Below are 26,975 nucleotides of genomic sequence, written 5' to 3'. Positions count from 1 at the left end.
CCGGGGCAGGATGGGTGCATGGCGAGTCGGAGTTCACTGGGCAGCGAGATTGTCTGGTTGGTTATCTGCTGCGCCATCCTCGTCCTGTTCATCCCCACGGCGGTACGCACGATGGCGGCCACGAGCGACTGGACCACTGGATCCATCGACGTCGCAGCTGGAGATCTCGATCTGCCAACGTGGCTCACATTCGGCGTCAACTGCCTCCTCGTGCTGCTCGCCGCGTTCGTCGCCGTCCTGACCGCGGCGCTCATCGTCCGCCGCGTGCGAAGCTCCAACCAGCGAGACGCCGATCAGGACAGGTAGCTCCCGCCAGAACGAAGAGACGACCCGTCTGACTACACGTCCCGGGCCCGATCTTTCCGCGCCGCCGACGCGTGAGCCACCGACCGCTGACGGATGCGAGTCGTCCCGCCTCCCGCAGCACGGGTCAGCGCGTGCGCGTCACTCGGTCGTCGCCGGTGAACCTTCCGTCGGGGGTCACACCAGAAGTGCCGATCGTCACGGTGATCGGCGAACTGTCGGCGGTGACTTCACCGGGTCCGGCTCGGCCTGAACACCGAGGTATGCCGCGACTTCGGATTGTTTGACGAATGGCAGCCCGGCCAGCAGTTCGTTCGTGCGGTCCCCATTCCGCTCGTGCAGGTTGGCGCGATATGCGTCGAGGCATCCTCCCGGGAAGAATGCGGCACCGCTGGGGGTGATGACCATGACGACCTGGACGAGTCCCTCGGGTTCGGCGGATGTCGCGACCCAGATGTGAGAACCGGTCTGCTGCCCCCATTCGATACCTGGCCACCGCTCCCCGAACATCCCTGCTTGGACCGTCCTACCTTCGGTATCAGTGATCGTGACGAGGTTCCTCTCATCGAGAACGCGCTCGCCCTCGATACTTTCCACTTCGTACCAGGCGTCCGTGTTCGCGAGGAAATCCTCCACCGAGACCGAGAGCTCGTCGTTCGGCCCGCACTCGGCGAACGCGGCGCCGAGTTCCGCGGCGGTCGCGTTCGCCGACGGGGCGACCACGTCGATCGCCGGTGTTGCGCACCCCGCAAGAACCAGCGCGAGCAGGGACGTCGCGAGAGCTGCTGCGGGTTTCTTCACCGGCGCCATGACCCTTCCCTCCTCAGCCCGGACGTTGTCGACTCAACCGCGTAGCCTCCCAAGGAGTTGCCGACGCGCGCCCAGACCCACTTCTCAGGTGGGTTGCGCTTCGGCATGAGGCAACCATATGACGGGCGCACAGACCGGGCGCGGTGGCGTGATTCGAACGGCCGGCGCCGATAGAAAACGCCGGATCGCGCATCACCGCCATCCACGATGGAATCGCGTTCGCGCGAGGACCTCGCTCCGAAACGACGAAACCGGCGGGAGATCAGATCTCCCACCGGTTTCGGTTCAAATCAACGAACAGTTGGCCGTTCATAAAATGACACGGTCCGCTGTGCGCGAGGGGGGAGTTGAACCCCCACGCCCTTTCGGGCACTGGCACCTGAAGCCAGCGCGTCTGCCTATTCCGCCACTCGCGCGAGACACAGCATCCGAGAATCCTGCGAACTCAACTTCCCGAGGATATCACGCGCCTTCCACCGTGCAGAATCGAGGGAACCGCCGTGCGCGCCGAACCCGATGCGGGCCGCGCACAGCCCAGCCAACTAGCATGTAGCCACTGGTCTGCCTGCCTGAGGAGTCGTGTGGGACTACTTGACAGCTTCGAGAAGGGACTCGAGCGCGCCGTCAACAGCGCGTTCGCGAAAACCTTCCGCAGCGGGATCCAGCCCGTCGAGATCGCGTCCGCCCTGCGGAGCGAGCTCGACAAGAAGGCTGCCGTCGTCACGCGCGACCGCATCCTCGCTCCGAACACGTTCGTCGTGCGCATGGCGCCGGCCGACTACGCCAACATGAGCAGCCTCGGCGCCGCCCTCGGCGACGAGCTCGACACCCTGGTGCAGAAGCACGCCAAGGCCCAGGGATACACGTTCGCCGGCCCGGTCGGCATCTCGCTCGAGTCGGACGACAGCCTCTCGACCGGCACCCTGCGCGTCGACTCGCAGACCGCCAAGGGAACCGTGTCGTGGCGCGGGGTCGTCGACGTCGAGGGCAAGCGCCATCAGCTCACGAAATCGCGGACGGTCATCGGCCGCGGCACGGACGCCGACATCACGATCTCGGATGCGGGGACCAGCCGCAAGCACGTCGAGATCCTGTGGGACGGCGAGCGCGCCATGGTCCGCGACCTCGGGTCGACGAACGGCACCATGCTGAACGGCCGCAAGGTGGCCGAGGCGGCGCTGCCGACGGATTCGACCGTCACGATCGGCCGCACCGATATCGTCTTCCGCGTGATCGCCCAGTCCGCACCGCCGAAGCCGGCCATGCCCGCCGACGACGCCACACGCATCTTCAACCTCGGCGAGGGAGGCCTCCCCTCGTGAACGAGCTGCCGCTTCTGCTACTGCGCATCGGGTTCCTGGTGCTGCTGTGGGTGTTCGTGTTCGTCGTCGTGTACTCGCTGCGCGCCGACCTCTTCGGCGTGCGCGTGCGCAAGCTGCCGGAGCCCGCGCCCGCGGCGGCTGCGCCGTCACCGGTCAAGGCGCCGACCGCTTCGGCGAGCGCGCCCACCGAAGCCGTGGTGCCGATCCGTGCGACCGCACCCGTCGCCGGGGGTCCCGCGACCACTGACACGGCCTCGCGCATCGTCATCACGAGCGGCCCCAAGGCCGGGCTCGAGCTCCCTCTCGGGTCCGAGCCGCTGACGATCGGACGCTCGAGCGAATCGGGCCTGGTCATCCGCGACGACTACACCTCCAGCCACCACGCCCGCCTCGTGCTGTGGGGCGAGCAGTGGATGCTGCAGGACCTCGGCTCGACCAACGGCACCTGGCACGACGGCACCCGCGTGAGCACACCGGTTCCGGTCGCCGTCGGCGCCCCGATCAAGGTGGGCGCGACCACGTTCGAGCTGCGGAAGTAACGGCCTGCCACCGATGGTCTTCCAGGGCTCGAGCGCCGCGATCTCGCACACCGGCAAGGTGCGCTCCAACAACCAGGACTCCGGCTATGCCGGCTCGAACCTGTTCGCCGTCGCGGACGGCATGGGCGGGCATGCCGGCGGCGACGTCGCCTCGAGCATCGCGGTGCACCGCCTGGAGGCGCTCGACCAGCCCTTCGCGACCACATCCGAGGCCGAGGCGGCCCTGCGCGAGACGATCGCCGACACCGCCGCCGACCTGATCGACACGGTGCGCAGCCGCCCCGAGCTCGCCGGCATGGGCACCACGGTGAGCGCTCTGCTCATGGTCGACGACTACGCGGTCATCGCGCACATCGGCGACTCCCGCATCTACCTGTACCGCGACGAGGCGCTCACCCAGATCACGACCGACCACACCTTCGTGCAGCGGCTCGTCGACTCGGGCCGCATCACCCCGGAAGAGGCGCGCTACCACCCTCGCCGCTCCGTGCTCATGCGCGTGCTCGGCGACATGGACGCCAACCCCGAGCTCGACAGCTTCATCATGCCGACGCAGCCGGGCGACCGCTGGCTGCTCTGCTCCGACGGACTGTCGGGCGTCGTCGACGACCCGCACACCGCCAAGGCGATGGGCCAGGGGCACGCACCCGGCCGCACCGCCGACGCGCTGCTCAAGCAGGCGCTCGACGGCGGCGCGCCCGACAACGTCACGATCGTCATCGTCGACGTGGGCGGACAGCATCCGGTGTTCTCGGGCACGCCCACGATCGTCGGCTCCGCGTCGAACCCCTCCGGCATCGAGGTTCCCGCGGCCCGTCCGGGACGCACGAGCTGGCTGCATCCCGCACGTCAGGCGGCGAACGAGCCGAGCCACTTCGAGCCGGCCGCCGAGTTCCTCGAGGAGCTCATCGAGGAGGATCGCCGCCGGGCCCGCCGCCGCCGCATCGGCTGGATCGTCGGCTTCGTCGTCGTGCTCGGGATGCTGGCGGCCGCCCTCGTGATCGGCTACCAGTGGACCCAGACCCGGTACTTCGTCGGGGCGGACGAAGACACGGTCGTGATCTACCAGGGCATCCAGCAGAACATCGGTCCGATCACGCTCTCGACGCCGTATGAGGACACCGGCATCGAGCTCGACACGCTCCCGGCGTATGAGCGCACCGCGGTGGAGCGCACGATCAGCGCCACATCGATCGCCGACGCCCGCGCGATCGTCGACCGGCTCAACCCGGCAGGAACCATCGAATGACCACCTCGACCGATCAGCTGAGCACCGACACCGCCGTGTTGCGGGCGCTGCGCAAGATCCGGGTGCCGCAGAAGCAGCGCAACCGCGAGCTCGCGCTGCTGATCTTCACGTTCCTCATCAACGGCTCCGCCGTCGCCCTCGTGCAGCTCGGCGCGATCGGTGAGATCGACGTCACCTTCCTCTTCTACTGCGGCGCTCTCACCGCCCTGGTCCTCGCGCTGCACATCGCCCTGCGGCTCGTCGCGCGCGACGCTGATCCGTTCGTCGTGCCCATCGCGACGCTGCTGACCGGCCTCGGCATCGCGATGATCTACCGCCTCGACATCGCCGAGAAGGCCCACGGCTGGGACGCCTTCTCGACCAAGCAGCTGCTCTGGTCCGCGATCGCGATCATCGCTGCCCTGGTCGTGGTCATCGTGCTGCGCAACTACCGCGTCCTGTTCCGGTACACCTACCTGTTCGGGCTGGCCGCGATCGTGCTGCTGCTCCTGCCCATGGTTCCGGGTCTCGGCACCGACGCGAATGCCGACGTCTGGATCGCGATCGGCCCCTTCTCGTTCCAGCCGGGCGAGCTCGCCAAGATCTGCCTCGCCATCTTCTTCGCCGGCTACCTCGTCCGCACGCGCGAGAGCCTCACCTCGGTCGGCCGCCGCTTCCTCGGATTCACCTGGCCGCGCCCGCGCGAGTTCGGCCCGCTGCTGGTGATCTGGGCGATCTCGCTCGGCATCATCGTGATGCAGCGCGACCTCGGCACGGGCCTGCTGATCTTCGGCATGTTCGTCGCCATGCTCTACGTGGCGACCGGCAAGACCAGCTGGGTGCTCATCGGCGTCATCCTCGCCGCCGCGGGCGCCCTGCTCGCGTCGCAGCTGCTGCCCTACGTGCACTCGCGCTTCCAGAACTGGCTCGACGCGTTCAACCCAGAGGTCATCGACGGCACCCCCGGCAGCTACCAGCTGGTGCAGGGGATCTTCGGCCTCGCTCACGGCGGTTTCATCGGCACGGGCCTCGGCCAGGGCCGCCCGTACATCACCCCGGTGGCCGAGAGCGACTACATCTTCCCCAGTCTCGGCGAGGAGCTCGGCATCATCGGCGTCTTCGCGATCCTCGCGCTCTACATGGTCTTCGTCGCCCGCGGCATCCGCATCGGCGTCGCCGGCCAGGACGACTTCGGCAAGCTGCTCGCCACGGGCCTGTCGTTCACCATCGGCCTGCAGGTGTTCATCATGGTCGGCGGCGTCACCCGCGTCATCCCGCTCACCGGTCTCACCACTCCCTTCCTCGCGGCGGGCGGATCGTCGCTGGTGGCGAACTGGATCATCGTCGCCCTGCTCCTCCGGATCTCGGATGCGGTCCGCAGCCGTCCCAGGGTGGTGATCGGCTGATGACCCGAGAGCTCAAACGCCTCAGCATCGTGCTGCTGGTCCTCTTCCTCGCGCTATTCGCCTCCACGAGCTGGATCCAGGTGCTGAACGCCGAGGCCCTCGCCGAGAACCCGCGCAACACCCGGGCGCTCTACGACTCGTACGAGGTGCAGCGGGGCTCCATCATCGCCAGCGGCGCCTCGATCGCCTCGTCCGTTGCCTCCGACGACGTCTTCAGCTGGCAGCGCGTGTACACGGATTCCGAGATGTGGGCGCACGTGACCGGGTTCATCAACCCCGCCCTCGGCACATCCAGCGGCATCGAGCAGGCGATGAACCAGGAGCTCTCCGGCACCGCCGGCTCGCAGTTCTTCTCCCGCATCGACCGCATCCTCACCGGACAGGACCCGCGCGGATCGAACGTCGCGCTGAGCCTGGACGCCGACGTCCAGCGCGCCGCGTTCGAGGCGCTGGGCGACCAGCAGGGCGCGATCGTCGCGATCGAGCCGTCCACCGGCCGCATCCTCGCCATGGTGTCGAGCCCCAGCTACGACGCCAACACCCTCGCGTCGCACAATGCCGCCGAGGTCAACACGGCGTACGACGAGCTCGTGGCCGCCGCGAACGACCCGCTCTTCGACCGGTCGATCGGCGGCGACATGAACCCGCCCGGCTCGACCTTCAAGCTCGTCGTCGCGTCCGCGGCGCTCGCGAGCGGGCAGTGGGAGCCCGACTCGAAGCTCCCGAACCCGGCGTCGTACGAGCTGCCGCAGTCGAGCAGTGTCATCTTCAACTCGACCGGCGGCCGCTGCGGGTCGGGCAGCACCGTGACGATCGCGGACGCGCTGCGGCTCAGCTGCAATATCCCGTTCGCGGAGCTCGCGGTCGAGCTCGGCGATGACGCCATCCGCGCCGAGGCCGAGAAGTACGGTTTCAACTCCTCGTTCACGCTTCCCCTCGTCTCGACCCCCTCGGTCTACCCGCGTGGCCTCGACGACGCGCAGACCGCGCTGAGCGGCTTCGGGCAGGGGCAGGTGCTGGCGACACCGCTGCAGATGGCCATGGTCTCCGCCGGCATCGCGAACGGCGGCGTCGTGATGAACCCCCGCATGGTCGACCAGGTGATCGGCCCCGACCTGTCGGTGCAGCAGACGTTCGAGGACTCGGAGTACAACCGTGCACTCGAGCCGGACATCGCGGCGCAGATGGTCGCGATGATGGTCGCCAATGTCAGTGACGGCGCGGCGTCGGGTGCAACAATAGACGGAGTCGACGTGGCCGGTAAGACCGGCACCGCGGAGAACGAAGGCGATGAGCCGTACACGCTGTGGTTCACCGGTTTCGCCCCCGCGGACGACCCGGACGTCGCCGTGGCGGTGGTCGTCGAAGACGGCGGAGGACAGGGTCAGTCGGGCAGCGGCAACACGATCGCGGCGCCCATCGCGAAGAAGGTCATGGAGGCGGTGCTGAGCAAATGAGGCCGACGCAGGGAGTGACCTTCGGAGGACGCTACGAGCTCGATTCTCGGATCGCGATCGGCGGCATGGGCGAGGTCTGGGAGGCCACCGATCACGTGATCGGGCGCACTGTCGCGATCAAGATCCTCAAAGACGAGTACATGGGCGATCCGGGCTTCCTCGAGCGCTTCCGCGCCGAGGCCCGCCACGCCGCGCTCGTCAACCACGAGGGCATCGCGAGCGTCTTCGACTACGGCGAGGAGGCCGGGTCGGCGTTCCTCGTGATGGAGCTCGTGCCGGGTGAGGCGCTGTCGACCATCCTCGAGCGCGAAGGGTCGCTGTCGACCGACAAGACCCTCGACGTCGTCGCCCAGACGGCGGCCGCTCTCCAGGCTGCGCACGCAGCCGGGCTCGTGCACCGTGACATCAAGCCGGGCAACCTGCTGATCACCCCGGACGGCCGGGTGAAGATCACCGACTTCGGCATCGCCCGCATCGCCGACCAGGTGCCGCTCACCGCGACCGGCCAGGTCATGGGCACCGTCCAGTACCTCTCGCCCGAGCAGGCGTCGGGGCATGCCGCGTCGCCCGCCACCGACACCTACTCGCTGGGCATCGTCGCCTACGAAAGCCTCGCCGGCAAGCGCCCGTTCACGGGCGAGTCGCAGGTCGCCATCGCGATGGCTCAGATCAACGAGCAGCCGCCGCCACTGCCGCCCACGGTCGCGGCTCCGGTGCAGAACCTCGTCATGGCGATGATCGCGAAGAAGCCCGAGGAGCGTCCCAGCTCTGCGGCCGTCGTCGCGCGCGCAGCGACGGCGCTGCGCCGGGGCGATCTCGCCGCAGCGATCGCGGTCGTTCCCGCCATCGCGGGCACCGGCGCCGGCGCGGATGACGTCACCCGGCTGCTCTCCACCGGCGATGACGCCACGACGCAGCTCATGCCCGGCGTCCTCCCGGATGACGAGGAGCCGCTGGAGGAGAAGAAGAAGCGCAGCCCGTGGACGTGGCCGCTCATCGCCCTCATCGTGCTGCTGCTGCTCGTGCTCAGTGGAACGCTCTGGGCGATGTTCGCGAATCAGACGCCCGAGCCCGAGCCGTCGTCCTCGTCGAGCGCGCCGTCCAAGTCGCCCAGCGCCAGCCCGAGCGCGACGCCGACCCCGTCCGATGACCGCATCGACATCGATGCGCTCGAGCTGATCGGCATGAACTGCGACGACGCCGCCCAGGCCGTGCGCGACGCCGGCGTCGACAGCGTCGCCTGCGAGGCGGGCGACCCGGCCGCGACCGCGGACGACGAGGGCACGGTCTACCGCATCTCGCGCCAGGGCCTGGTCGAGCCCACCGAGGAGCTGACGCTCACGTACTACGACAGCCAGGTCGCGATGCCCGAGCCGGGTGCGCCCACGCTCAGCGCGACCGAGGTCGTGGCCGGTGAGACGCTGGATGTGTCGTGGGGCCGCTACGACTGTCCCGCCGGCGGTGGGTCAGTGAGCTCGTACAACTTCACCGCGACGAACGCGACTTTCGAGAACGGCGCCACCTCGTCGGCGTTCGAGCCGGGCGACCGCGACGCCACGCTGACGGTCCCCGCGGAAGCCACCGGTGTCGTCACCGTCAGCTACACCGTGTCGTGCGTCGGCGGCGAGGGCGGCGACCGCGACTCCGGCCTCTCCGACGAGGCCCAGGCCCGCATCACGGCCCCGGCCGCCGACGATGCCGGAACCGGCGACGGCTCCGGTGACGGGTCCGGTGACGGCTCAGGCGACGGCACCGACGGCTGAGGTCGTCACAGCCGACGCGGTCACTCAGACCGCGTCGGTTAGGCTGAAGGCCGTTCCACCCAGGGAGTGATCGTGACAGCTGAGCCGCGCGTGCTTGCGGGACGCTATCGCGTCGACGAGCCGATCGGGCGAGGCGGCATGGCCAGCGTCTTCCGCGGATTCGACCTGACCCTCGGACGCGACGTCGCCATCAAGATCCTCGACCGCGAGCTCTCGGCCGACAGCACGTTCCGCACCCGCTTCCGGCTCGAGGCGCAGGCGGCATCCCGCATGTCGCACCCCACGATCGTGCGCGTCTACGACGCCGGCGAAGACAGCGAGACCACCCAGGACGGCGTCGTCCGTCCGGTGCCGTTCATCGTGATGGAGCTGGTGCGCGGTCGGCTGCTCAAGGACATCATCGCCGCGGGTCCCGTGCCCGTGGGCGAAGCGACCCGCTACGTCGACGGCATCCTGGAAGCGCTCGAGTACTCTCATCGCGCCGGTGTCGTTCACCGCGACATCAAGCCGGGCAACGTCATGGTCACGGAGGCCGGGCAGGTCAAGGTGATGGACTTCGGCATCGCCCGGGCGGTCTCCGACTCGTCGTCCACGGTCGCTGAGACGACCGCCATCCTCGGCACGGCCGCGTACTTCTCGCCCGAGCAGGCCAAGGGCGAGCCGGTGGATGCCCGCGCCGACCTGTACTCGGCCGGCGTCGTGCTCTACGAGCTGCTCGCCGGGCGGCCGCCGTTCCGCGGCGAGACACCGGTGGCTGTCGCCTACCAGCACGTCAGCGAGGCACCCGTGCCGCCGTCCGAGGTGAACGCCTCCGTGCCGCGTTCGCTCGACGCGGTGGCGCTGCGCGCGATGGCGAAGGACCCGTTCCAGCGCTACCAGGACGCCGCCTCATTCCGCGAGGATCTCGACCGCACGGTCGACGGCAAGTCTCCGTCGAAGCGGAAGCTCTCCACGCTGACCAGCGAGCTCTATGGGCCCAACCCGCGGCAGGCGGCCGAGACGGCGCGGTCGCTGAGGCAGCTGAGCACCGACACGACGATGACCCGCACGCAGGCCGGCCCGCCGGTCGCGTGGATCTGGGGCGGCTTGGCCGTGCTCGCGGTCCTCCTGATCGCCGTGCTCCTGTGGGTGCTGTCGATCCAGCCGCGCGACGAGGTCCCCTCCAGCGCCCGCGTCGTGCCGGACGTCTCCGGAATGACGTACGAGCGCGCCGCGGAGGAGCTCGAGAAGCAGGACCTGGTGCCGTTCCGCGAGGACGAGGCCAGCGATGACGTGCCGGCCGACAGCGTGATCCGCACCGACCCGGTCGCGGAGGCGACAGTCAGCCCGGGCCAGGAGGTCATCGTCTACGTCTCCCGTGGCGTCGAGACCACGACGGTCCCGACGCTCGAGGGCCTGAAGCGCGACGCCGCCCTCGCCGCGCTGCGCGACGCAGGGCTCTCGCCCGGCAGCATCACCGCGCGCAACGATCCGGGGCTCGCCGCCGACACGGTCATCTCGGCCGATCCGGCCGGCGGCACCGAGGTGCCGCCCGACACGGTGGTGAACCTCGTCGTCGCCTCCGGCCAGGTGACGATCAACGACGTGCGCGGCTACACCCTCGATGCGGCGACGCGAGAGCTCGAGGCGGACGACATCGGCCTGACCGTCGAGCCCATCGCCGACGACTCGTGCACGGCGACAGAGCCGGCCATCGTGACGCAGCAGTCGCTGGCACCGGGCGACGTGCCCGTGCACTCCACGATCCAGCTCACCTACTGCACGGGTACCTAGCCCTCAGCGCCGCGGGCGCAACCGGGCACCACGAGCGGCAGCATCCGCGAATCCGATCTCGCCGAGCCAGTTGCCGAGCAGACGATGCCCGCCCTCGGTGAGCACGCTCTCCGGGTGGAACTGCACGCCGGTGATCGGGGCGGTGCGGTGCCGCACGCCCATGATCACGCCGGTGTCGGTGCGGCTCGTGACGATCAGCTCGGCGGGCAGCGAGTCGGGGACGATGGCCAGCGAGTGGTACCGCGTCGCCGTGAACGGGTCGGGCAGCCCGGCATAGAGGGCGTCGCCGTCGTGGTGCACGAGTGACGTCATGCCGTGCATGAGCTCGCTGGCCTCGTCGACGCGGGCGCCGAACGCCTCCCCGATCGCCTGGTGTCCCAGGCACACGCCGAGGAGCGGGATCCCGGCTGCCGCAGCGGCGCGGACGACAGCGATCGACGCGCCTGCGCGGGCAGGGGTGCCCGGTCCGGGCGAGACGAGCACGCCGCGGTGACCGGCGATGAGGGATGCTGCGCCGTCCGGGTCGACGGCGTCGGCCTCGACGACTTCGGTGTCGGCGCCCAGCTCGTGCAGATAGCCGATCAGCGTGTGCACGAAGCTGTCGTGGTTGTCGACGACCAGGACGGCCGGTGTCACTGGACGATGACCTCTTGGGGATTGACGAGCGTGCTGATCCACGGGAACGCGTAGAAGAACAGCCCGTAGAGGACCGCCGCCGCGAGGATCAGCAGGATGAACAGCCGCACCCACCAGGGCCCGGGGAGGATCCGCCACAGTGCGCCGTACATCAGGTGGTGACCCCTTCCGTGAGGGAAGCTGGCTTGCCATCGGAGCGCGGGGTGAACGACTCGAACAGGCTGTAGCCGACGATGCGCTCGGTCATGGCGTACATCGGGCTGCAGCTGGTCATGGTGAGGTAGCCCTCCGTGGCCTCGACGTTCATCTGCTGGGGCACGGGCAGGAGCACGTCGACCTCATTTGGGCGGACGTACTCGAGCGTGCGGAAGCGGTAGGTGTACCAGCCCGCCTTTGTCTCGATCACGATGGCGTCGCCGACGTGCAGCTCCGCGATCTGGTTGAACGGCTTGCCCCAGGTGGTGCGGTGCGCGGCGACGGCGACGTTGCCGACGTCGCCGGGCATGTCGGTGCCCGGGTAGTGTCCGATGCCGATCGCGTCGAGCGTGCGCGCACGGGTGATGCCGCCGGCCATCTCGACCGCGTAGTCCTTGCCGAAGCGGGGGATGCGCATGATGGCGAAGCGCTCGGCATCGTCCGGCTGGTCCATCTTCACGGGGACCACGACCGCCGGCTCGGTGGCGTCGGGAGCAGGAGTGGGGGATGCCGTGGGCGGCGCATACTCCTGGGCCCACTGCTGCGACAGCGCCTGGCCGGTCGCGTTGCGCTCGGCACCGTAGATCGCGTCGCCGATCCACATCTGCCACGCGACGTAGAGGAGCACCACGACGCCGGCCGTGATGAGGAGCTCGCCGAAGACTCCGAGCACCGAGACCCGTCGGCGCGGACGGCGGGCGCGCAGCGCGGTCGACTCAGTCACATCGGGAGTCTAGCCAGCGCATGCTGGGGCTCGGCTGGCAGTTAGACTGACCGCATGGCACGACCCGGCAAAGATGACGACGCGACCGTCGAGCACACCGAAGGCGAGGCCGCACCCAACCCGGTGTGGTTCAAGCCGATCATGATCGGGCTGATGCTCGTGGGGCTCGTATGGGTGCTCGTCTTCTACTTGAGCAACACGCAGTTCCCGATTCCCGGCATCGGTGCCTGGAATCTCGTCATCGGCTTCGGCATCGCCTTCGTCGGCTTCCTGATGACCACCCGCTGGCGATAATCACACCGGTGTAATTCATCCCCATGTGTGGATGAACCTGTGGATAACTCTCAGACGTACAGCAGCGGCGGGATCACCAGGAGCGCGAGCATCCCGATGGTGAGTGCCGTCAGCAGCGCGATCTGCAGCCCCCGCTGGCGCAGCGCACGAGTGCGCGCGTAGATCAGTCCGACCAGGGCGCCCGCCAGCAGGCCGCCGATGTGCGCCTGCCAGGAGACGTTGAATCCGGGCAGGAACCCGATCACCAGGTTGATGCCGAGGACGATCAGGATGCCGCGGATGTTGGCGCCGATGTGCCTGCCGATCACCAGCAGGGCGCCCAGCATCCCGAACACCGCGCCGGATGCGCCCACGACCCACGTGCCCGGCGCGATGAGCGCGACGCCCACCGAGCCGCCGAGGCCCGAGATCAGGTAGAGCGCCAGGTAGCGCCCGTGTCCGAGGAGCGGTTCGAGGCTCTGCCCGATCATGTAGACCGCGAGCATGTTGAGGGCGACGTGGATGAAGCTGCCGTGCACGAGCAGCACGGTGAGCAGACGCCACGGCTCGAACGGCACGACGGATCCGGGGAAGAGGAACGCGCTGTTGAACGCCAGTGCGCTCTGGACACCGAGTGCCGGGATCAGTTGCAGCAGGTAGACCAGCAGCGTCAGGCCGATGATCCCGTACGTGACCACGGGGCGCGAGTCGGCAGCGATCGCGCGGGGGCGCGACCACCGCCGCTCGGCCTTGCGCTGCGCGGTGGTCGCAGACTTGCGCTGCTCACCCATGCACTCGGGGCAGATGACGCCCACCGCCGCCTGCGTCTGGCATTCGGGACAGATCGTGCGCAGGCACCGCTGGCAGAGCACGAAGCTCGGCCGGTCCGGATGCCGGTAGCAGAAGTTGTCTCGGTTGCTTCGGAAGGCGTCGGTGGACACGGACGGACGCGCTGCTAGACCGCGACGACGTCGATGGACTGCAGCACGACGGGCTCGATCGGGCGGTCGCCCGCGCCGGTCGGCACGGCGCTGATCGCGTCGACGACCGCACGTGATGCGTCGTCGGCGACCTCGCCGAAGATGGTGTGCTTGCCGTTCAGCCACGGCGTCGGATCCGTGGTGATGAAGAACTGCGATCCGTTGGTGCCCTCGGCCTTGCCGGTGATCGCGTTGCGGCGGAGACCGGCGTTCGCCATGGCGAGCAGGTAGGGCGAGCCGAACTGCAGCTCGGGGTGGATCTCGTCGTTGAAGGTGTAGCCGGGGCCGCCGACGCCCTGACCGAGCGGGTCGCCGCCCTGGATCATGAAGTTGGGGATGATGCGGTGGAAGACGACGTCCTGGTACAGCGGGCCCTCGCCGGGCTTGCCGGTCTTCGGGTCGGTCCACGGCAGCGAACCGTCGGCCAGGCCGACGAAGTTCTGCACCGTGCGCGGGGCGTGATCGCCGAACAGGTTGACCACGATGTCGCCGTGGTTGGTGTGGATGGTGGCAACGGCAGTGTGCTGGGGCATGCTCTCATTCTCTCAGAGTTCTGTCGATCCCCCCTTGAGTGCGTGGTGCCGTCTGGCAAGATGGGGTTTCCAACGTCCCCATCGACAGGGAGGGCACCCATGAGCCTCAGCCGTAAGCGCCAGAAGGAACTCCACAAGCTGCAGCAGCACGCGAACAAGCTGTGGGAGTCGCAGCAGGTTCTGGTCGGCGAGGCCGCGGACGTCGCCCGTGAAGCGAGCAGGCAGCTCGGACACTACGGACGCGAGCAGGTCGTGCCGCAGGTGCAGCACTCGTACGAGAAGTACGCGGCCCCGTATGTCGACAAGAGCGTCAAGTTCTCTCGTCACGTGCTCGCTGACCGGGTCGTGCCGGCGACCGGCGCCGTGGTCGGCTCCGCACTGTCCGTCTGGGACGCGGCGAACGACACCCGCGCGCACCTGTCCTCCGGACGCGGGCTGCCGTCGCTCGACGGCTCGTCGTACGCCAAGCTCGCCGACAAGTACGGCAAGGACGTCACGAATCGTCTCGCGGCGAAGCTCGGCACGGCGCCGAAGAAGAAGAGCATCGGCCCCGGCGGAGTCATCGCGATCATCCTCGGCATCGCCGCTGCGGTCGGCGTGCTGTACGCCGCCTGGCAGACCCTGCGTGCCGACGACGAGCTCTGGGTCGCGGACGACCCGCTGCGCGCACCCGACGCGTGACCCTCATCCTCTGGTGACGGACGCACCGCCCGCTGAAGGGCTCGAACGTGTCCGGGCCGCGGCATCCGCTCGCGGGCTGGACGTCGAGATCCGGGAGCGACCCGCGGCGAGGAGCCTGGTCGAGGCTGCCGCGCTGCTCGGCCTGCCGACCGCGGGCATCGTGAAGACGCTCGTGGTCAAACGCAGCGACGACACGTATCTGTTCGCGCTGGTCCCGGGCGACCGTGCGATCTCCTGGCCGAAGCTGCGCGCCGTGGTCGGGGTGAACAAGCTGCAGCTGCCCGACCCGGAGCGCGCCCTCGCCGCGACGGGATACGAGCGAGGAACGATCGTGCCGATCGGCAGCAGCACCGACTGGCCCGTGTTCGCAGACGAGCGCATCGTGGGCGAACGGATCGCCATGGGGGCCGGTGCGCACGGGTACAGCCTGTTCGTCGACGCCGACGCGCTGATCGCCGCTTACGGCGCGACGGTGGCCGACATCTCGCAGGCCGCCGACTGACGTCTCAGTCGAGCCCGGCCATCTCAAGCCCGATGTCGACGAGCTTCACGCGCTGCAGTTCCGGCACTTCGGCCAGAGGGAACCACTCGGCCCGGTCGGTCGAGCCGTCCTTCTCGTTGCGGAGCGCCCCGCCCGTGACGCGCGCTCGATAGACGATCCGCAGGGTGTGGAGGGGGCCCGTTGCGCCGGGCGTGAGCCGTCGCCCCTCGGGGATCACGCGGGAGTGGATGCCGAGCAGCTCGCCGAGTGCGACGCGATAGCCGGTCTCCTCCCGCACCTCGCGTCGTGTCGCGTTCTCCGGGTCCTCACCCGGTTCGAGACCGCCGCCGGGGAGCGTCCATGCCGCCCGGCGTCCCTCGTTCCAGTGGGCGAGCAGGATGTTCCGCTCATCGTCGACGATGACCGCGTATGCCGCGACGCGCAGGTCCATGCGTGCGACTCTATCGACCACGACCGACGGAAGCGTCGATCTCCGCGGGAACGCCGACGGCCGCAGCATCCGACCGTCGTCCGCCGCGCGCCAGAACAGGTGTTCCGGCGGAGGCAGGAGAGGGGATGCTGCATTTCTCCTGTGCTCGCCAGAACACCTGTTCTGGATGGAGTGTCAGACGGACAGCAGCCCGGCTGATGCGGGGACGCCGCGCCGCGAGGCACGGCGCACTCGATGGCGGCCGATCGCGATGATCCCGGCCCCGATCCCGACGAAAGCGGCGAAGATCCCGCCGATGTACATCAGGGCGGATCCCCATCCGCCCGGTCCGTGGGGGTCGAGGAACGGGTAGGGGTACCACCACGCCGTCGCGCCGGACGGATCGGCCACGAGCTCACCGCGGACCATCGTGTAGGTCACCCAGAGGAGCGGATAGCCGACGAGCACGGCGAGGCTCCACCACGGCAGCGCGCGACGCCGGCTCGCGAAGAGCAGGTCCGCGAGGAAGTACAGCGGGAGCACGACGTGCAGCACTTCGATCGCATACGTGTCCAGCATGGCGATGCCCGCCGAGTCGCCCAGTGCCACGGCGGACGGCACACCGCGCAGCAGCACGTTGTAGACCACGCCCAGAAGCAGGACCGGTGCGGTGACGATCGCCATCCCCAGCGCGATCGCGAGCGGCTCCCGGTCGGACCAGGGATGCAGCCGTGACCAGACGGCCGCCGCAGTGAGCGCCACGACGCTCAGGAGCGTCGAGACGATCGTGAACAGGCTGAAGTAGTTGGCGAGCACGACCGAGAGGTCCTGCCCCTGACGCGTGGCTCGATCGACGTTGACGATGTAGCCCGCCGCGACACCGGACAATCCCACGGCCGCGGCCGCGAGTCTCCACCATGACCATTGCATGACATCCTCCAGACGAACAACGGTGTTCGATGTGTGTGAGGCAGGTGTAGTCCTGCACGTACATCGCGCGCCGAGATGCTGTTCTCTGCGAATCAGTCGAAGATGCTGATGGGAGCGGATATTTGTCGGCGATCTACAGTCTGTCCACCGATTGGGGGACGCAATCAACAAACCGCCGATATCGGCTCCGGGAAAGCAAGAAGAGCCGGCCCGAGGGCCGACTCTTCAGATGTGGAGCCTAGGAGATTCGAACTCCTGACATCCTGCTTGCAAAGCAGGCGCTCTACCAACTGAGCTAAGGCCCCTGAGGGAATTTCTGTGTGGGGCTACCAGGACTTGAACCTGGGACCTCTTCATTATCAGTGAAGCGCTCTAACCGCCTGAGCTATAGCCCCGTCCGTGACGGCGGTGTACGCCGTCAACCTCCAAGACTTTACCTGACGGGCGACGTTCTCGCGAATCGAGAGCGTGCCCGAGGAGTCTTGGACGACGGTCAGTTCGAGGTGAAGCCGACCAGCAGGCCGCCGGTGATCTTGACCGCGAGGTTGTAGATGCCGGCGACGACCGCACCCAGCACCGTGATGACGACCAGGTTGAGGATCGCCACGACCGCTGCGAACGCCATGACCTGAGGCAGCCCGATGAACGCGGTGATCGAGCCGCCGTCGGTGAAGCTCTGGAAGAACTCGTCGACCTTGCCGATGAGGCCCGTCGTCTGCACGAGCATGTAGACCAGGAAGAACGTCACCACGGTCACGACCGCCTGGGCGATAGCGGCCAGGAACGACAGCTTCACGGCCGACCAGAAGTCGATGTAGACCAGGCGCAGGCGGACCTGCTTGGCGGTGGTCTTGTGGCTGGACTTCTTGGCGAGCTTGTCGGCTACGGTGCTCATGCGTCAGTACTCTCTTCGGGGGTCTCGGAGGGGGCTTCGACCTCTGCGGGCGCTGCGGCCTCGTCGGCCGTCTGGGCCAGTCCTCGCTCGACGTTGCGCGCGATGGCGATGATGCGATCTTCGCCGTCGGGGCGGGCGAACACGACACCCATGGTGTCGCGACCCTTGGCGGGGACCTCGGCCACGGCAGAGCGTACCACCTTGCCGCTGGCAAGAACCACCAGGACCTCGTCGTCCTCCGCGGCGATCAGACCGCCCGCGAGGACGCCGCGATCGTCGTTCAGCTTCGCCACCTTGATGCCGAGGCCGCCGCGGCCCTGCACCCGGTATTCGCCGACCGAGGTGCGCTTCGCGTACCCGCCGTCGGTGACCACGAACACGAATCCGTCGCCCGTCGCGACCGATGCCGAGAGCAGGCTGTCGTCGGCGCGGAACGACATGCCCTTCACGCCGCCGGTCGAGCGGCCCATCGGACGCAGCGCCTCGTCGGTCGCGGAGAACCGCAGTGACATGCCCTTCCGGCTGATCAGGAGGATGTCGTCGCCCTCGTCGACGAGCAGCGCGCTGACGAGTTCGTCGTTGTCGTCCTCTTCACCACGCAGCTTGATGGCGATGATGCCGCCCTGGCGGTTCGAGTCGTACTCGGTCAGGCGCGTCTTCTTGACCAGGCCGTTGCGGGTGGCCAGGACCAGGTAGGTCGCGTCGGTGTACGTGCGGATCGCGAGGACCTGGGCGATCTCCTCGTCCGGCTGCAGCGCGAGGAGGTTCGCGACGTGCTGACCCTTGGCGTCGCGCCCGGCCTCGGGCACTTCGTAGCCCTTCGAGCGGTAGACGCGGCCCTTCGTGGTGAAGAACAGCAGCCAGTGGTGCGTCGTCGTGACGAAGAAGTGCTCGACCACGTCGTCGGCGCGCAGCTGCGCGCCCTTGACGCCCTTGCCGCCGCGGTGCTGCGAGCGGTAGTTGTCGCTGCGAGTGCGCTTGATGTAGCCGCCACGGGTGACCGTGACCACGACCTCCTCCTCCGGGATGAGGTCCTCGATCGACATGTCGCCGTCGAACCCATGCAGGATGTGGGTGCGTCGCTCGTCGCCGAACTTGTCCACGATGCCGGTGAGCTCATCGCGGATGATCGAGCGCTGACGGGTCGGGTCGGCCAGGATCGCCTGGAAGTCGGCGATCTGGGTCTCGAGCTCGGTGGCCTCGTCGAGGATCTTCTGGCGCTCGAGGGCGGCCAGACGGCGCAGCTGCATCGACAGGATGGCGTCAGCCTGGTCGTTGTCGATGTCGAGGAGGGCCTTCAGGCCTTCGCGGGCTTCGTCGACCGTCGGCGAGCGGCGGATCAGCGCGATGACCTCGTCGAGCGCGTCGAGCGCCTTGAGGTAGGCGCGCAGGATGTGCATCCGCTCCTCCGCCTTGCGCAGGCGGTAGCGGGTGCGCCGGACGATGACCTCGACCTGGTGCTCGACCCAGTGCGAGATGAAGCCGTCGAGCGCGAGAGTGCGGGGCACGCCGTCGACGATCGCGAGCATGTTCGCGCCGAAGTTCTCCTGCAGCTGGGTGTGCTTGTACAGGTTGTTCAGCACGACCTTCGCGACAGCATCCCGCTTCAGGACGATGACGAGGCGCTGGCCGGTGCGATCGCTGGTCTCGTCGCGGATGTCGGCGATGCCGGTGAGCTTGCCGTCGCGGGCGAGGTCGCGGATCTTCGCCGCGACGTTGTCGGGGTTCACCTGGTACGGCAGCTCGGTGACGACCAGGCAGGTGCGGTTCTGGATCTCTTCGACGCTGACGATCGCGCGCATCGTGATCGAGCCACGCCCGGTGCGCTGGGCGTCGCGGATGCCGCGGGTGCCGAGGATCTGCGCGCCGGTCGGGAAGTCGGGCCCGGGGATGCGCTCCATGAGCGCCTCGAGCAGCTCTTCGCGGGTGGCCTCGGGGTGCTCGAGCGCCCAGAGGGCGCCGTCGGCGACCTCGCGCAGGTTGTGCGGCGGGATGTTGGTGGCCATGCCGACCGCGATGCCGACCGAGCCGTTCACCAGCAGGTTCGGGAACCGCGCGGGCAGGACCGAGGGCTCCTGGGTGCGACCGTCGTAGTTGTCCTCGAAGTCGACGGTCTCCTCGTCGATGTCGCGGACCATCTCGAGCGCCAGCTGCGCCATCTTCGTCTCGGTGTACCGGGGTGCGGCGGCGCCCATGTTTCCCGGTGAGCCGAAGTTGCCCTGGCCGTCGGCCAGCGGGTAGCGCAGCGACCACGGCTGCACGAGGCGGACGAGGGCGTCGTAGATCGCGCTGTCACCGTGCGGGTGGTACTGACCCATGACCTCGCCGACGACGCGGGCGCACTTCGAGTACGCCTTGTCGGGACGGTAGCCGCCGTCGTACATGCCGTAGATGACGCGGCGGTGCACCGGCTTGAGGCCGTCGCGCACGTCGGGCAGGGCGCGCCCGACGATCACGCTCATGGCGTAGTCGAGGTAGCTGCGCTGCATCTCGAGCTGCAGGTCGACCTGGTCGATGTTGCCGTGCTCGTACCCCGGCGTGGCGGTGGGGCGTTCTTGGTCAGTCATGTGTTCGTCTCAGTCGTTCTGGCTGGAGGGGATGCTGTCCCCGAGCGTCGTCGAAGGGTCAGATGTCGAGGAAGCGGACGTCCTTGGCGTTGCGCTGGATGAACCCGCGCCGCGCTTCGACGTCTTCTCCCATGAGCACCGAGAAGATCTCATCGGCCGCCGCCGCGTCGTCGATGGTCACCTGGCGGAGGGTGCGGGTCTGCGGGTCCATCGTGGTCTCCCACAGCTCCTTGGCGTTCATCTCGCCGAGGCCCTTGTAGCGCTGCACGCCGTTGTCCTTCGGGATGCGCTTGCCGGCGGCGAGACCGGCGGCGAGCAGCCCGTCACGCTCGCGGTCGCTGTAGACGTACTCGTGCTCGGAGTTCGACCACTTCAGGCGGTACAGCGGCGGCTGCGCGAGGTAGACGTAGCCCGCCTCGATGAGGCCGCGCATGTAGCGGAACAGCAGGGTGAGCAGCAGGGTCGTGATGTGCTGGCCGTCGACGTCGGCATCGGCCATCAGGACGATCTTGTGGTACCTCGCCTTGTCGACGTTGAAGTCCTCGCCGATGCCTGCGCCGAAGGCCTGGATCATCGCCTGGATCTCGGCGTTGCCCAGCGCGCGGTCGATGCGCGCCTTCTCGACGTTGAGGATCTTGCCGCGCAGCGACAGGATCGCCTGACGCTCGGGGTCGCGGCCGCTCACGGCCGAACCGCCGGCCGAGTCGCCCTCCACCAGGAAGATCTCGCTGATCGAGGGGTCCTTGCTGGTGCAGTCCTTGAGCTTCTCGGGCATGGACGCCGACTCGAACACGCTCTTGCGTCGAGCGGTCTCTCGCGCCTTGCGCGCGGCCATCCGCGCGGTGGCCGCGTCGATCGACTTGCGCACGATGTTCTTCGCCTGCGCCGGGTTGCGGTCGAACCAGTCGCCGAGGCGTTCGCCGACGACGCGCTGCACGAAGGCCTTCGCCTCCGTGTTGCCCAGCTTCGTCTTGGTCTGGCCCTCGAACTGCGGCTCGGAGAGCTTCACTGAGATGACCGCGGTGAGACCTTCGCGCACGTCGTCGCCGGAGAGGTTGTCGTCCTTCTCCTTGAGCAGGTTGTTCGCACGGGCGTACTTGTTCACCAGCGCGGTCAGCGCGGCCCGGAAGCCCTCTTCGTGCGTACCGCCCTCGTGGGTGTTGATCGTGTTCGCGTACGTGAAGACGTTCTCGGTGTAGCCGGTGGTCCACTGCATCGCGACCTCGAGCGAGATCTTGCGGTCGGTGTCCTCCGACTCGAAGTCGATGATCTCGTCGTTGACGTGCTCGGCCTTGCGCACCCGGTTGAGGTACTCGACGTAGTCGACGAGGCCGCGCTCGTAGAGGAAGCTGTCGTGCGGCTGCTGCAGCACGGGCTCGCCCTCGACGTCGAGCTCGTAGGCCGAGTCCGGGCGATCGTCGACCAGGTCGATCCGCAGCCCCTTGTTCAGGAACGCCATCTGCTGGAAGCGGGTGCGAAGGGTGTCGTAGTCGAACTCGACGGTCTCGAAGATGCTGTCGTCGGGCCAGAACGTGATCGTGGTGCCGGTCTCGTCGGTCTCCTCGCCACGCTCGAGCGGCGCCTGCGGCACGCCGCCGTCACGGTACGACTGGCGCCACGCGTGTTCCTGGCGCTTGACCTCGACCTCGAGGCGGGTCGACAACGCGTTCACGACCGACGAGCCGACGCCGTGCAGACCGCCCGACACGGCGTATCCGCCGCCGCCGAACTTGCCGCCGGCGTGCAGCACCGTGAGCACGACCTCGACCGTGGACTTGCCCTCGGTCTTGTGCATGTCGACCGGGATGCCGCGGCCGTTGTCGACGACGCGGACAGCGCCGTCGGGGAGGATCGTCACACCGATCGTGTCGCAGTAGCCGGCCAGCGCCTCGTCGACGGAGTTGTCGACGATCTCGTATACGAGGTGGTGCAGACCGCGCGGGCCGGTCGAGCCGATGTACATGCCCGGCCGCTTGCGCACGGCCTCGAGGCCTTCGAGCACCTGGATCGCGTCTGCGCCGTAGTCGTTGCCTGAGGCCTTGACGGTCGTCGGATCGGTGTCTTCAGGAACGCTTTCGGAGTTCACAGACGTCATAGGTTTCCAGCGCTCCACATCGTTCGGCCCAGGGGTCGATCCAGTCTATCAAGGACCGCCCTCGCTCCGACCGTTCTGCGGCCCTGTGGCGCGATGAAATCCGACCGGATAATCCAGGACGTGTCTCAGCCGTAGGTATCGCGCGGACCGCGGCCTGGAATCGTTCTGGGGCCCCATTTCCACGAGGGGACGTCCGGGCCGATGAAACGGATGCTCTCGACGCCCGCCTCGGGGTACCGGCGGATGATCTCGGAGAGGATCTGCGACCGCATGATCTGGAGCTGCTTCGCCCACGCGGTCGAGTCCGCCTGGACCGTGAGCGTTCCGTCGGTGAAGGCCACCGGCCGGGTGTGCTTGGCGGTGTCGGCGCCGGCGACCTCGCTCCAGGTGCGCACGACATCCTCGCGCGCGAGCGCGGGCTCCCACCCGGCCTCGCGCGTGACCACCGCGAGCACGTCACCCAGCCCGCGCGGGTCTCGACCCGCTGTGAACGGTGCGTTCTCGTCGTCTGCCGTCCGCCGCCGCTTCTTCTTCCGGTAGGCGCGGGCGCTGGGTTCGAGGCCGCGCAGGCGGAGGTAGGTCGCGACCGTCTCGGGAATCACCTCGGCAGGTTCGGATGCAGCCGGCTCCTGCGGCTGACCGGGGTCACTCATCGCCGGGCTCCTGGATCCGGCCGGCCTCGACCCGCACGACACGGGCGCGGAGATCGCCGGGGACGTCGGCTTCGACGGCTGCCGTGACGATCACCTGCTCGAAGTCGCCCACGAGTCCGGCCAGCCGGGCGCGACGATCGGCGTCGAGCTCGGCGAACACATCGTCGAGGATCAGCACGGGATCCCCGAGCTGCGACTCCGCGCGCAGCAGCTGAGCCGATGCGAGCCGGAGCGCGAGCGCCACCGACCACGATTCGCCGTGCGACGCGTAGCCCTTGACCGGCAGGCCGCGCACGCGGAGCCGGAGGTCGTCGCGGTGCGGCCCGACGAGCGTGATGCCGCGATCGAGCTCGGCGGTGCGCTTGTCGGCGAGAGCCACACGGAAGAGCGAGGCGATGTCGGCGGCCGCGGCATCCCGGGTCGTGAGGGTCTCGTCGTCATCTTCCGCGTCGACGCCGCCCACGGTGAGCACCCACTCGGCCTCCGGAGCATGGTCGGCCCCGGCGATCGCGGAGTAGGCGGCGGCGAGCGCGGCGGCCAGGTCGTCGGCGAGGGCCAGCCGGGCACGGATGACCTGGGTGCCGAGATCGACGAGCTTGTCGTCCCACACGTCGAGCGTCGACAGCGCATCGCCGCGCACCCCGCGGGCTCGGGCCGACTTGAGCAGTGCGGTGCGCTGCTTGAGGACCCGGTCGTAGTCGGCGAGGACGCCCGACATGCGCGGTGCGCGCTGGATGAGCAACTGGTCGGCGAAGCGCCGGCGCGCGGACGGATCGCCGCGGACGATCTGCAGGTCTTCCGGCGCGAACAGCACGACCTGCGCGTAGCGCGGCAGTTCGGCGGTCTTGACCGGGGATCCGTTCACGCGAGCCTTGTTGGAGCCCTGCCGGTTGACCTGCGCCTCGAGCAGGACCCGGCGCTCACCGTGCGCGAGTCTCGCGCGCACGATGGCGGCGTCGGCACCGTCGCGGACCATGGGTGCATCGGCGGAGACGCGGTGCGAGCCGAGAGTGGCGAAGAACGCGATGGCCTCGGCGAGATTGGTCTTGCCCTGGCCGTTGCGTCCGACGAAGAGATTCGGGCCGGGGCCGAGCGTGACGTCGGCGACCGCGTAATTGCGGAAGTCCACAAGGCTCAGCTGCTCGACGATCACCGAGTCAGCCTAATCCGAGGCGCCGACCTCGGACCGAGGTCACCTCAGCAGGAGGTTCGGCTGCAGCAGGTACTTGAACGACTCCGCGCCCGCCTTGTCGACCGAGGTCTGCGGGGTGACCAGCACGGGACTGAGCTTGTTCGCGTTGTCCGTCGAGGTGAACGTGATGCGCACGAACTCGCTGCGCACGGCGCTCAGCGACTCGGTCAGGTACTGCGGGTTCAGGCCGAGCGTGACGTCCTCACCGGTGAGGTGGGCGTCCACCGTCTCCGAGGCGCGGGCCTGCTCGGTGCCAGATGCGTCCATCGAGACGCTGTCCGTGCCGAACGTGAAGCGCAGCGGCGCCGAACGGTCGAGCACGAGCGAGACACGACGGACGGCCTCGACCAGATCCGCGGTGTTGACCACGGCGTGGTGCTCGGTCTGCTCGGGGAACAGGCGGCGGACGGGCGGGAAGTTGCCCTTGATGAGCAGCGAGGTCACGGTCTTGTTGCCGGCCGTGAACGCGATGATCTCGCGGTCGCCCGATCCGGAGAACGCGATCGAGATGTCACCCGAGTGTGCGAACGTCTTCCCGACCTCGGTGAGGGTGCGCGCCGGAACGAGTGCCGTGAGCGTCTCCTCGGTTGCTGCCGAGCCGCCGTCCCAGGGGATCTCGCGGAGCGCGACGCGGTAGCGGTCGGTGGCGACGAGGCTCAGCGTGGTGCCGGTGACCTCGAGCTGCACGCCGGTCAGGACAGGAGTGACGTCATCGCGGGACGCGGCGAATGCGACCTGGGCGATCGCGGTGGCGAAGTCCTCGGCAGGGACGAGCCCGGACTGGCCGCTGACCTCGGGGATCGCGGGGTACTCCTGCACGGGCATCGACGCGAGCGTGAAGCGGGCGGAGCCGCAGGTGAGCAGCACGCCGCCGTCTTCGTCGACCTCGATCTGGATCGGGGCGTTCGGCAGACGGCTGGCGATCTCGGAGAGCAGTCGGCCGTGCACGAGGATCGTGCCGGGCTCGTCGACGGTCGCATCGATCGTCGTGCGGGCGGATGCCTCGTAGTCGAAGGCCGAGAGGGACAGACCTGCGTCGGAAGCCTCGATCAGCACGCCGGCGAGGATCGGCTGCGGATTGCGCTGCGGCAGAAGCTTGACGACGAACGACACAGCCTCGCTGAACACATCGCGGTTGACCTGGAACTTCACGGACGCTCCCTTGACATCGGGCCGGGGTCTCCCATGCTAGTGCCCCATTGCCTGCGGCCCCCAAGACCCCCTGCTTCGCCGTAGAGGTGATCGGACTTGTTCTTCATCAAAGGGATATCTGTCATCTTGTTAACAGCTGTGGAAACTGTGGATAAGTCGGCCGATCCCAATCGGGACACCGAAACTACAACGGTGTGAGATGTGGACCGCCTGCGGATGGATGCTGTGAACCCCATCCATGTCATTCGCCGTCCACCACAGCCCATCCACAGGAAGAGCTCGATCCCTCACAGGTTTCGGCAGCATCCGAAAGTTATCCACAGGTTTTCCACACTGTGAAGAACGCGAATCATGAGGCCGGGGGCAGACCTCTGTCAAGGACTGTTCCGCCCGATTTCTCCGGAGCGGCGTCCGGCGGGGTCAGCGGGCGCTGCGGCCGAGCTGAGTCGTGATCTCGGAGACCTGGTTGTAGATCGAGCGACGCTCCTTCATGAGGTCGCTGATCTTCTTGTACGCGTACATCACCGTGGTGTGGTCGCGGTTGCCGAAGAGCTGCCCGATCTTGGGCAGCGACAGGCTGGTGCGCTCGCGGCACAGGTACATGGCGATCTGGCGTGCCGTGGCGACCGCCTGCGAACGGCTCGAGCCGTACAGGTCGTCGACCGAGAGCTTGAAGTACTGCGCGGTCGCCGTGATGATGTCGGTCGGCGAGATGATGTTCGCGTCGTCCTGGTCGACGATGTCGCGCAGGACCGTCTGGGCGAGCGACATGTCGAGCTCGGAGCGGTTGAGGCTCGCGAAAGCCGAGACGCGGATGAGCGCGCCCTCCAGCTCGCGGATGTTCGACGAGACGACTGTCGCGATGTATTCGAGCACCTCGTCGGGGATGTGCAGCCGCTCGGACTGCGCCTTCTTGCGGAGGATGGCGATGCGGGTCTCGAGGTCGGGCGCCTGCACGTCGGTGATCAGGCCCCACTCGAACCGGCTGCGCATGCGGTCTTCGAACCCGGTGAGGTGCTTCGGGGGCACGTCGCTGGTGATGACGACCTGCTTGTCGTGATCGTGCAGGGTGTTGAACGTGTGGAAGAAGGCCTCTTGGGTCTCGGCGCGACCCTGCAGGAACTGGATGTCGTCGATCAGGAGGATGTCGACATCGCGGTAGCGGGCCTGGAACGCCGAGCCGCGGTTGTTGGCGATCGAGTTGATGAAGTCGTTCGTGAACTCCTCACTCGAGACGTAGCGGACGCGGATGCCGGAGTAGAGGCTCATCGCGTAGTCGCCGATGGCGTGCAGCAGGTGTGTCTTGCCGAGGCCCGAGTCGCCGTAGATGAAGAGCGGGTTGTACGCCTTCGCCGGCGCTTCGGCGACGGCGACCGCTGCCGCGTGCGCGAACCGGTTGGACTGCCCGATGACGAAGTTGTCGAAGGTGTACTTGGGGTTCAGCCGGGTGTCGTTGCGCGAGGCGGCCGGCGCGGGGTCCGGCGTCTCCTCGAGCGGCGAACGGGTCTGCGGCGCAGGGTTCGACGTCTCGATCGGCGACTGCACGGGGATCGGCGCCGTCAGATGGACATCGGCCAGTTCGGGATTGACGACGACCCGGAAGCTCGTCGCCGAATCGTGCTCGAGTGTGGGCTCGACGCGGGACAGTGCCTCGAGGATGGGCGTGCGCATCCGCTTGTTGATCTGAGCGGCGGTCAGGTCGTTGGGCACGTCCAGATAGAGGGTGCCGCCCATGACGCCCTGCGGGACGGCCAGACTCAGGAACCCCTGCAGCTGCGGCGTCACGCGCTCATCCACGGAGAGCTCGCGGAGCACCGCCGTCCAGACCGGGACGTCGGGGAGTTCCTGCTGTGACATGGTCCCTCCGGGACGAACAAGGATGCGCCGCAGGCCGACGGAACGGTCACGCGCAGCCTGTGGATAACTGCCGGAGCCACGCTAGTTCGCGGACGCCACC

At 68.2% G+C, this 26,975-nt stretch carries 26 protein-coding genes and 3 tRNA genes; 11 read left to right on the top strand and 18 right to left on the bottom strand.

Annotated elements, in window-relative coordinates; all coding sequences use genetic code 11:
* The first annotated feature begins 18 nt into the window (after positions 1 to 18).
* Positions 19 to 306, top strand: a complete 288-nt coding sequence (locus Microterr_RS00145; protein ID WP_263796849.1) for a hypothetical protein — start codon at positions 19 to 21, stop codon at positions 304 to 306.
* Positions 307 to 501: 195 nt separating this feature from the next.
* On the opposite strand, the gene Microterr_RS00140 is transcribed toward Microterr_RS00145, so the two are convergent.
* Together Microterr_RS00140 and Microterr_RS00135 are read right to left on the bottom strand one after the other, a co-directional pair.
* Positions 502 to 1,113: a hypothetical protein gene (locus Microterr_RS00140; protein ID WP_263796852.1), complete on the bottom strand. Its 612-nt coding sequence runs from the start codon at positions 1,111 to 1,113 to the stop codon at positions 502 to 504.
* Between the two features lie 332 nt (positions 1,114 to 1,445).
* Positions 1,446 to 1,529, bottom strand: a tRNA-Leu gene (locus Microterr_RS00135).
* A 165-nt stretch (positions 1,530 to 1,694) separates the two neighbouring features.
* Here Microterr_RS00135 and Microterr_RS00130 point away from each other — a divergent pair.
* The 7 genes from Microterr_RS00130 to pknB all read left to right on the top strand — a co-directional run bounded on the left by Microterr_RS00130 (position 1,695) and on the right by pknB (position 10,601).
* Positions 1,695 to 2,435, top strand: coding sequence for an FHA domain-containing protein (locus Microterr_RS00130; protein WP_263796855.1), 741 nt, complete (start codon positions 1,695 to 1,697; stop codon positions 2,433 to 2,435).
* On the top strand, positions 2,432 to 2,974 hold the full coding sequence (locus tag Microterr_RS00125) for an FHA domain-containing protein FhaB/FipA (RefSeq protein WP_263796858.1): 543 nt from the start codon (positions 2,432 to 2,434) through the stop codon (positions 2,972 to 2,974). The genes Microterr_RS00130 and Microterr_RS00125 overlap by 4 nt, the downstream gene beginning before the upstream one ends.
* 13 nt (positions 2,975 to 2,987) lie before the next feature.
* Complete coding sequence (locus tag Microterr_RS00120) at positions 2,988 to 4,223, top strand: PP2C family protein-serine/threonine phosphatase (protein WP_263796859.1); 1,236 nt, start codon at positions 2,988 to 2,990, stop codon at positions 4,221 to 4,223.
* The gene (locus Microterr_RS00115; RefSeq protein WP_263796860.1) at positions 4,220 to 5,608 is read left to right on the top strand and encodes an FtsW/RodA/SpoVE family cell cycle protein; all 1,389 of its coding nucleotides are present in this window, start codon (positions 4,220 to 4,222) and stop codon (positions 5,606 to 5,608) included. Before Microterr_RS00120 ends, Microterr_RS00115 begins: the two co-directional genes overlap by 4 nt.
* Complete coding sequence (locus tag Microterr_RS00110; protein WP_263796861.1) at positions 5,608 to 7,065, top strand: peptidoglycan D,D-transpeptidase FtsI family protein; 1,458 nt, start codon at positions 5,608 to 5,610, stop codon at positions 7,063 to 7,065. The genes Microterr_RS00115 and Microterr_RS00110 overlap by 1 nt, the downstream gene beginning before the upstream one ends.
* The gene (locus tag Microterr_RS00105) at positions 7,062 to 8,828 is read left to right on the top strand and encodes a serine/threonine-protein kinase (RefSeq protein ID WP_263796862.1); all 1,767 of its coding nucleotides are present in this window, start codon (positions 7,062 to 7,064) and stop codon (positions 8,826 to 8,828) included. The genes Microterr_RS00110 and Microterr_RS00105 overlap by 4 nt, the downstream gene beginning before the upstream one ends.
* A 72-nt stretch (positions 8,829 to 8,900) precedes the next feature.
* The gene (pknB, locus tag Microterr_RS00100) at positions 8,901 to 10,601 is read left to right on the top strand and encodes a Stk1 family PASTA domain-containing Ser/Thr kinase (protein ID WP_263796865.1); all 1,701 of its coding nucleotides are present in this window, start codon (positions 8,901 to 8,903) and stop codon (positions 10,599 to 10,601) included.
* Between the two features lie 3 nt (positions 10,602 to 10,604).
* On the opposite strand, the gene Microterr_RS00095 is transcribed toward pknB, so the two are convergent.
* The 3 genes from Microterr_RS00095 to Microterr_RS00085 are packed head-to-tail and all read right to left on the bottom strand — an operon-like array spanning position 10,605 to position 12,156.
* Positions 10,605 to 11,237, bottom strand: a complete 633-nt coding sequence (locus Microterr_RS00095; protein ID WP_263796867.1) for a glutamine amidotransferase-related protein — start codon at positions 11,235 to 11,237, stop codon at positions 10,605 to 10,607.
* Positions 11,234 to 11,389, bottom strand: coding sequence for a hypothetical protein (locus Microterr_RS00090; protein ID WP_263796869.1), 156 nt, complete (start codon positions 11,387 to 11,389; stop codon positions 11,234 to 11,236). Before Microterr_RS00090 ends, Microterr_RS00095 begins: the two co-directional genes overlap by 4 nt.
* Positions 11,389 to 12,156 carry a class E sortase gene (locus Microterr_RS00085; protein ID WP_263796871.1) on the bottom strand — a complete coding sequence of 256 codons (768 nt, stop codon included), beginning with the start codon at positions 12,154 to 12,156 and terminating at the stop codon, positions 11,389 to 11,391. Before Microterr_RS00085 ends, Microterr_RS00090 begins: the two co-directional genes overlap by 1 nt.
* 54 nt (positions 12,157 to 12,210) lie before the next feature.
* Between Microterr_RS00085 and Microterr_RS00080 the strand changes: the two genes are divergently transcribed.
* The gene (locus tag Microterr_RS00080; RefSeq protein ID WP_263796873.1) at positions 12,211 to 12,450 is read left to right on the top strand and encodes a cell division protein CrgA; all 240 of its coding nucleotides are present in this window, start codon (positions 12,211 to 12,213) and stop codon (positions 12,448 to 12,450) included.
* Positions 12,451 to 12,500: 50 nt separating this feature from the next.
* On the opposite strand, the gene Microterr_RS00075 is transcribed toward Microterr_RS00080, so the two are convergent.
* Together Microterr_RS00075 and Microterr_RS00070 are read right to left on the bottom strand one after the other, a co-directional pair.
* Positions 12,501 to 13,370 carry a rhomboid family intramembrane serine protease gene (locus Microterr_RS00075; protein ID WP_263796875.1) on the bottom strand — a complete coding sequence of 290 codons (870 nt, stop codon included), beginning with the start codon at positions 13,368 to 13,370 and terminating at the stop codon, positions 12,501 to 12,503.
* A 14-nt stretch (positions 13,371 to 13,384) separates the two neighbouring features.
* The gene (locus Microterr_RS00070; protein WP_263796876.1) at positions 13,385 to 13,942 is read right to left on the bottom strand and encodes a peptidylprolyl isomerase; all 558 of its coding nucleotides are present in this window, start codon (positions 13,940 to 13,942) and stop codon (positions 13,385 to 13,387) included.
* 99 nt (positions 13,943 to 14,041) lie between these two features.
* Between Microterr_RS00070 and Microterr_RS00065 the strand changes: the two genes are divergently transcribed.
* Positions 14,042 to 14,623 carry a DNA helicase gene (locus Microterr_RS00065; RefSeq protein ID WP_263796878.1) on the top strand — a complete coding sequence of 194 codons (582 nt, stop codon included), beginning with the start codon at positions 14,042 to 14,044 and terminating at the stop codon, positions 14,621 to 14,623.
* Between the two features lie 13 nt (positions 14,624 to 14,636).
* Positions 14,637 to 15,125 (top strand): aminoacyl-tRNA deacylase, encoded by a 489-nt coding sequence (locus tag Microterr_RS00060; protein WP_263796881.1) that lies wholly within the window; start codon positions 14,637 to 14,639, stop codon positions 15,123 to 15,125.
* Between the two features lie 4 nt (positions 15,126 to 15,129).
* On the opposite strand, the gene Microterr_RS00055 is transcribed toward Microterr_RS00060, so the two are convergent.
* The 11 genes from Microterr_RS00055 to dnaA form a co-directional block, all read right to left on the bottom strand.
* Positions 15,130 to 15,555: an NUDIX hydrolase gene (locus tag Microterr_RS00055; protein ID WP_263796882.1), complete on the bottom strand. Its 426-nt coding sequence runs from the start codon at positions 15,553 to 15,555 to the stop codon at positions 15,130 to 15,132.
* 174 nt (positions 15,556 to 15,729) lie between these two features.
* Positions 15,730 to 16,464 (bottom strand): Pr6Pr family membrane protein, encoded by a 735-nt coding sequence (locus tag Microterr_RS00050; protein WP_263796883.1) that lies wholly within the window; start codon positions 16,462 to 16,464, stop codon positions 15,730 to 15,732.
* Between the two features lie 232 nt (positions 16,465 to 16,696).
* Positions 16,697 to 16,769, bottom strand: a tRNA-Ala gene (locus Microterr_RS00045).
* A gap of 16 nt (positions 16,770 to 16,785) precedes the next feature.
* A tRNA-Ile gene (locus tag Microterr_RS00040) sits at positions 16,786 to 16,859 on the bottom strand.
* Positions 16,860 to 16,957: 98 nt separating this feature from the next.
* The gene (locus Microterr_RS00035) at positions 16,958 to 17,359 is read right to left on the bottom strand and encodes a DUF3566 domain-containing protein (protein ID WP_263796884.1); all 402 of its coding nucleotides are present in this window, start codon (positions 17,357 to 17,359) and stop codon (positions 16,958 to 16,960) included.
* The gene (gene gyrA, locus Microterr_RS00030; RefSeq protein WP_263796886.1) at positions 17,356 to 19,926 is read right to left on the bottom strand and encodes a DNA gyrase subunit A; all 2,571 of its coding nucleotides are present in this window, start codon (positions 19,924 to 19,926) and stop codon (positions 17,356 to 17,358) included. Before gyrA ends, Microterr_RS00035 begins: the two co-directional genes overlap by 4 nt.
* A gap of 58 nt (positions 19,927 to 19,984) precedes the next feature.
* Positions 19,985 to 22,021, bottom strand: a complete 2,037-nt coding sequence (gene gyrB, locus Microterr_RS00025) for a DNA topoisomerase (ATP-hydrolyzing) subunit B (protein ID WP_263796887.1) — start codon at positions 22,019 to 22,021, stop codon at positions 19,985 to 19,987.
* 125 nt (positions 22,022 to 22,146) lie between these two features.
* Positions 22,147 to 22,674, bottom strand: a complete 528-nt coding sequence (locus Microterr_RS00020) for a DciA family protein (RefSeq protein ID WP_263796888.1) — start codon at positions 22,672 to 22,674, stop codon at positions 22,147 to 22,149.
* Positions 22,667 to 23,827 carry a DNA replication/repair protein RecF gene (recF, locus tag Microterr_RS00015; protein ID WP_263796890.1) on the bottom strand — a complete coding sequence of 387 codons (1,161 nt, stop codon included), beginning with the start codon at positions 23,825 to 23,827 and terminating at the stop codon, positions 22,667 to 22,669. The genes Microterr_RS00020 and recF overlap by 8 nt, the downstream gene beginning before the upstream one ends.
* A 39-nt stretch (positions 23,828 to 23,866) precedes the next feature.
* A complete protein-coding gene (gene dnaN / locus Microterr_RS00010; protein ID WP_263796892.1) occupies positions 23,867 to 25,018 on the bottom strand; it encodes a DNA polymerase III subunit beta in 1,152 nt (383 codons plus the stop codon).
* 420 nt (positions 25,019 to 25,438) lie between these two features.
* On the bottom strand, positions 25,439 to 26,875 hold the full coding sequence (gene dnaA, locus Microterr_RS00005; RefSeq protein ID WP_263796895.1) for a chromosomal replication initiator protein DnaA: 1,437 nt from the start codon (positions 26,873 to 26,875) through the stop codon (positions 25,439 to 25,441).
* Positions 26,876 to 26,975: the final 100 nt, after the last annotated feature.

Origin of the sequence: Microbacterium terricola (assembly GCF_027943945.1) — a bacterium.
GTDB classification, from domain to species: Bacteria; Actinomycetota; Actinomycetes; order Actinomycetales; family Microbacteriaceae; genus Microbacterium; species Microbacterium terricola.
Note: the sequence above shows the minus strand (reverse complement) of the source record. Positions and strands in the feature narration are given on the sequence as shown.

What these genes read in the sequence shown, in the direction of transcription:
- Microterr_RS00145 (WP_263796849.1), top strand. Translation starts at nt 19, where the DNA reads ATGGCGAGTCGGAGTTCACTGGGCAGCGAGATTGTCTGGTTGGTTATC.
- Microterr_RS00140 (WP_263796852.1), bottom strand. Translation starts at nt 1,113, where the DNA reads ATGGCGCCGGTGAAGAAACCCGCAGCAGCTCTCGCGACGTCCCTGCTC.
- Microterr_RS00120 (WP_263796859.1), top strand. Translation starts at nt 2,988, where the DNA reads ATGGTCTTCCAGGGCTCGAGCGCCGCGATCTCGCACACCGGCAAGGTG.
- Microterr_RS00115 (WP_263796860.1), top strand. Translation starts at nt 4,220, where the DNA reads ATGACCACCTCGACCGATCAGCTGAGCACCGACACCGCCGTGTTGCGG.
- Microterr_RS00110 (WP_263796861.1), top strand. Translation starts at nt 5,608, where the DNA reads ATGACCCGAGAGCTCAAACGCCTCAGCATCGTGCTGCTGGTCCTCTTC.
- Microterr_RS00105 (WP_263796862.1), top strand. Translation starts at nt 7,062, where the DNA reads ATGAGGCCGACGCAGGGAGTGACCTTCGGAGGACGCTACGAGCTCGAT.
- Microterr_RS00090 (WP_263796869.1), bottom strand. Translation starts at nt 11,389, where the DNA reads ATGTACGGCGCACTGTGGCGGATCCTCCCCGGGCCCTGGTGGGTGCGG.
- Microterr_RS00080 (WP_263796873.1), top strand. Translation starts at nt 12,211, where the DNA reads ATGGCACGACCCGGCAAAGATGACGACGCGACCGTCGAGCACACCGAA.
- Microterr_RS00070 (WP_263796876.1), bottom strand. Translation starts at nt 13,942, where the DNA reads ATGCCCCAGCACACTGCCGTTGCCACCATCCACACCAACCACGGCGAC.
- Microterr_RS00065 (WP_263796878.1), top strand. Translation starts at nt 14,042, where the DNA reads ATGAGCCTCAGCCGTAAGCGCCAGAAGGAACTCCACAAGCTGCAGCAG.
- Microterr_RS00055 (WP_263796882.1), bottom strand. Translation starts at nt 15,555, where the DNA reads ATGGACCTGCGCGTCGCGGCATACGCGGTCATCGTCGACGATGAGCGG.
- Microterr_RS00050 (WP_263796883.1), bottom strand. Translation starts at nt 16,464, where the DNA reads ATGCAATGGTCATGGTGGAGACTCGCGGCCGCGGCCGTGGGATTGTCC.
- Microterr_RS00035 (WP_263796884.1), bottom strand. Translation starts at nt 17,359, where the DNA reads ATGAGCACCGTAGCCGACAAGCTCGCCAAGAAGTCCAGCCACAAGACC.
- gyrA (WP_263796886.1), bottom strand. Translation starts at nt 19,926, where the DNA reads ATGACTGACCAAGAACGCCCCACCGCCACGCCGGGGTACGAGCACGGC.
- gyrB (WP_263796887.1), bottom strand. Translation starts at nt 22,021, where the DNA reads ATGACGTCTGTGAACTCCGAAAGCGTTCCTGAAGACACCGATCCGACG.
- Microterr_RS00020 (WP_263796888.1), bottom strand. Translation starts at nt 22,674, where the DNA reads ATGAGTGACCCCGGTCAGCCGCAGGAGCCGGCTGCATCCGAACCTGCC.
- dnaA (WP_263796895.1), bottom strand. Translation starts at nt 26,875, where the DNA reads ATGTCACAGCAGGAACTCCCCGACGTCCCGGTCTGGACGGCGGTGCTC.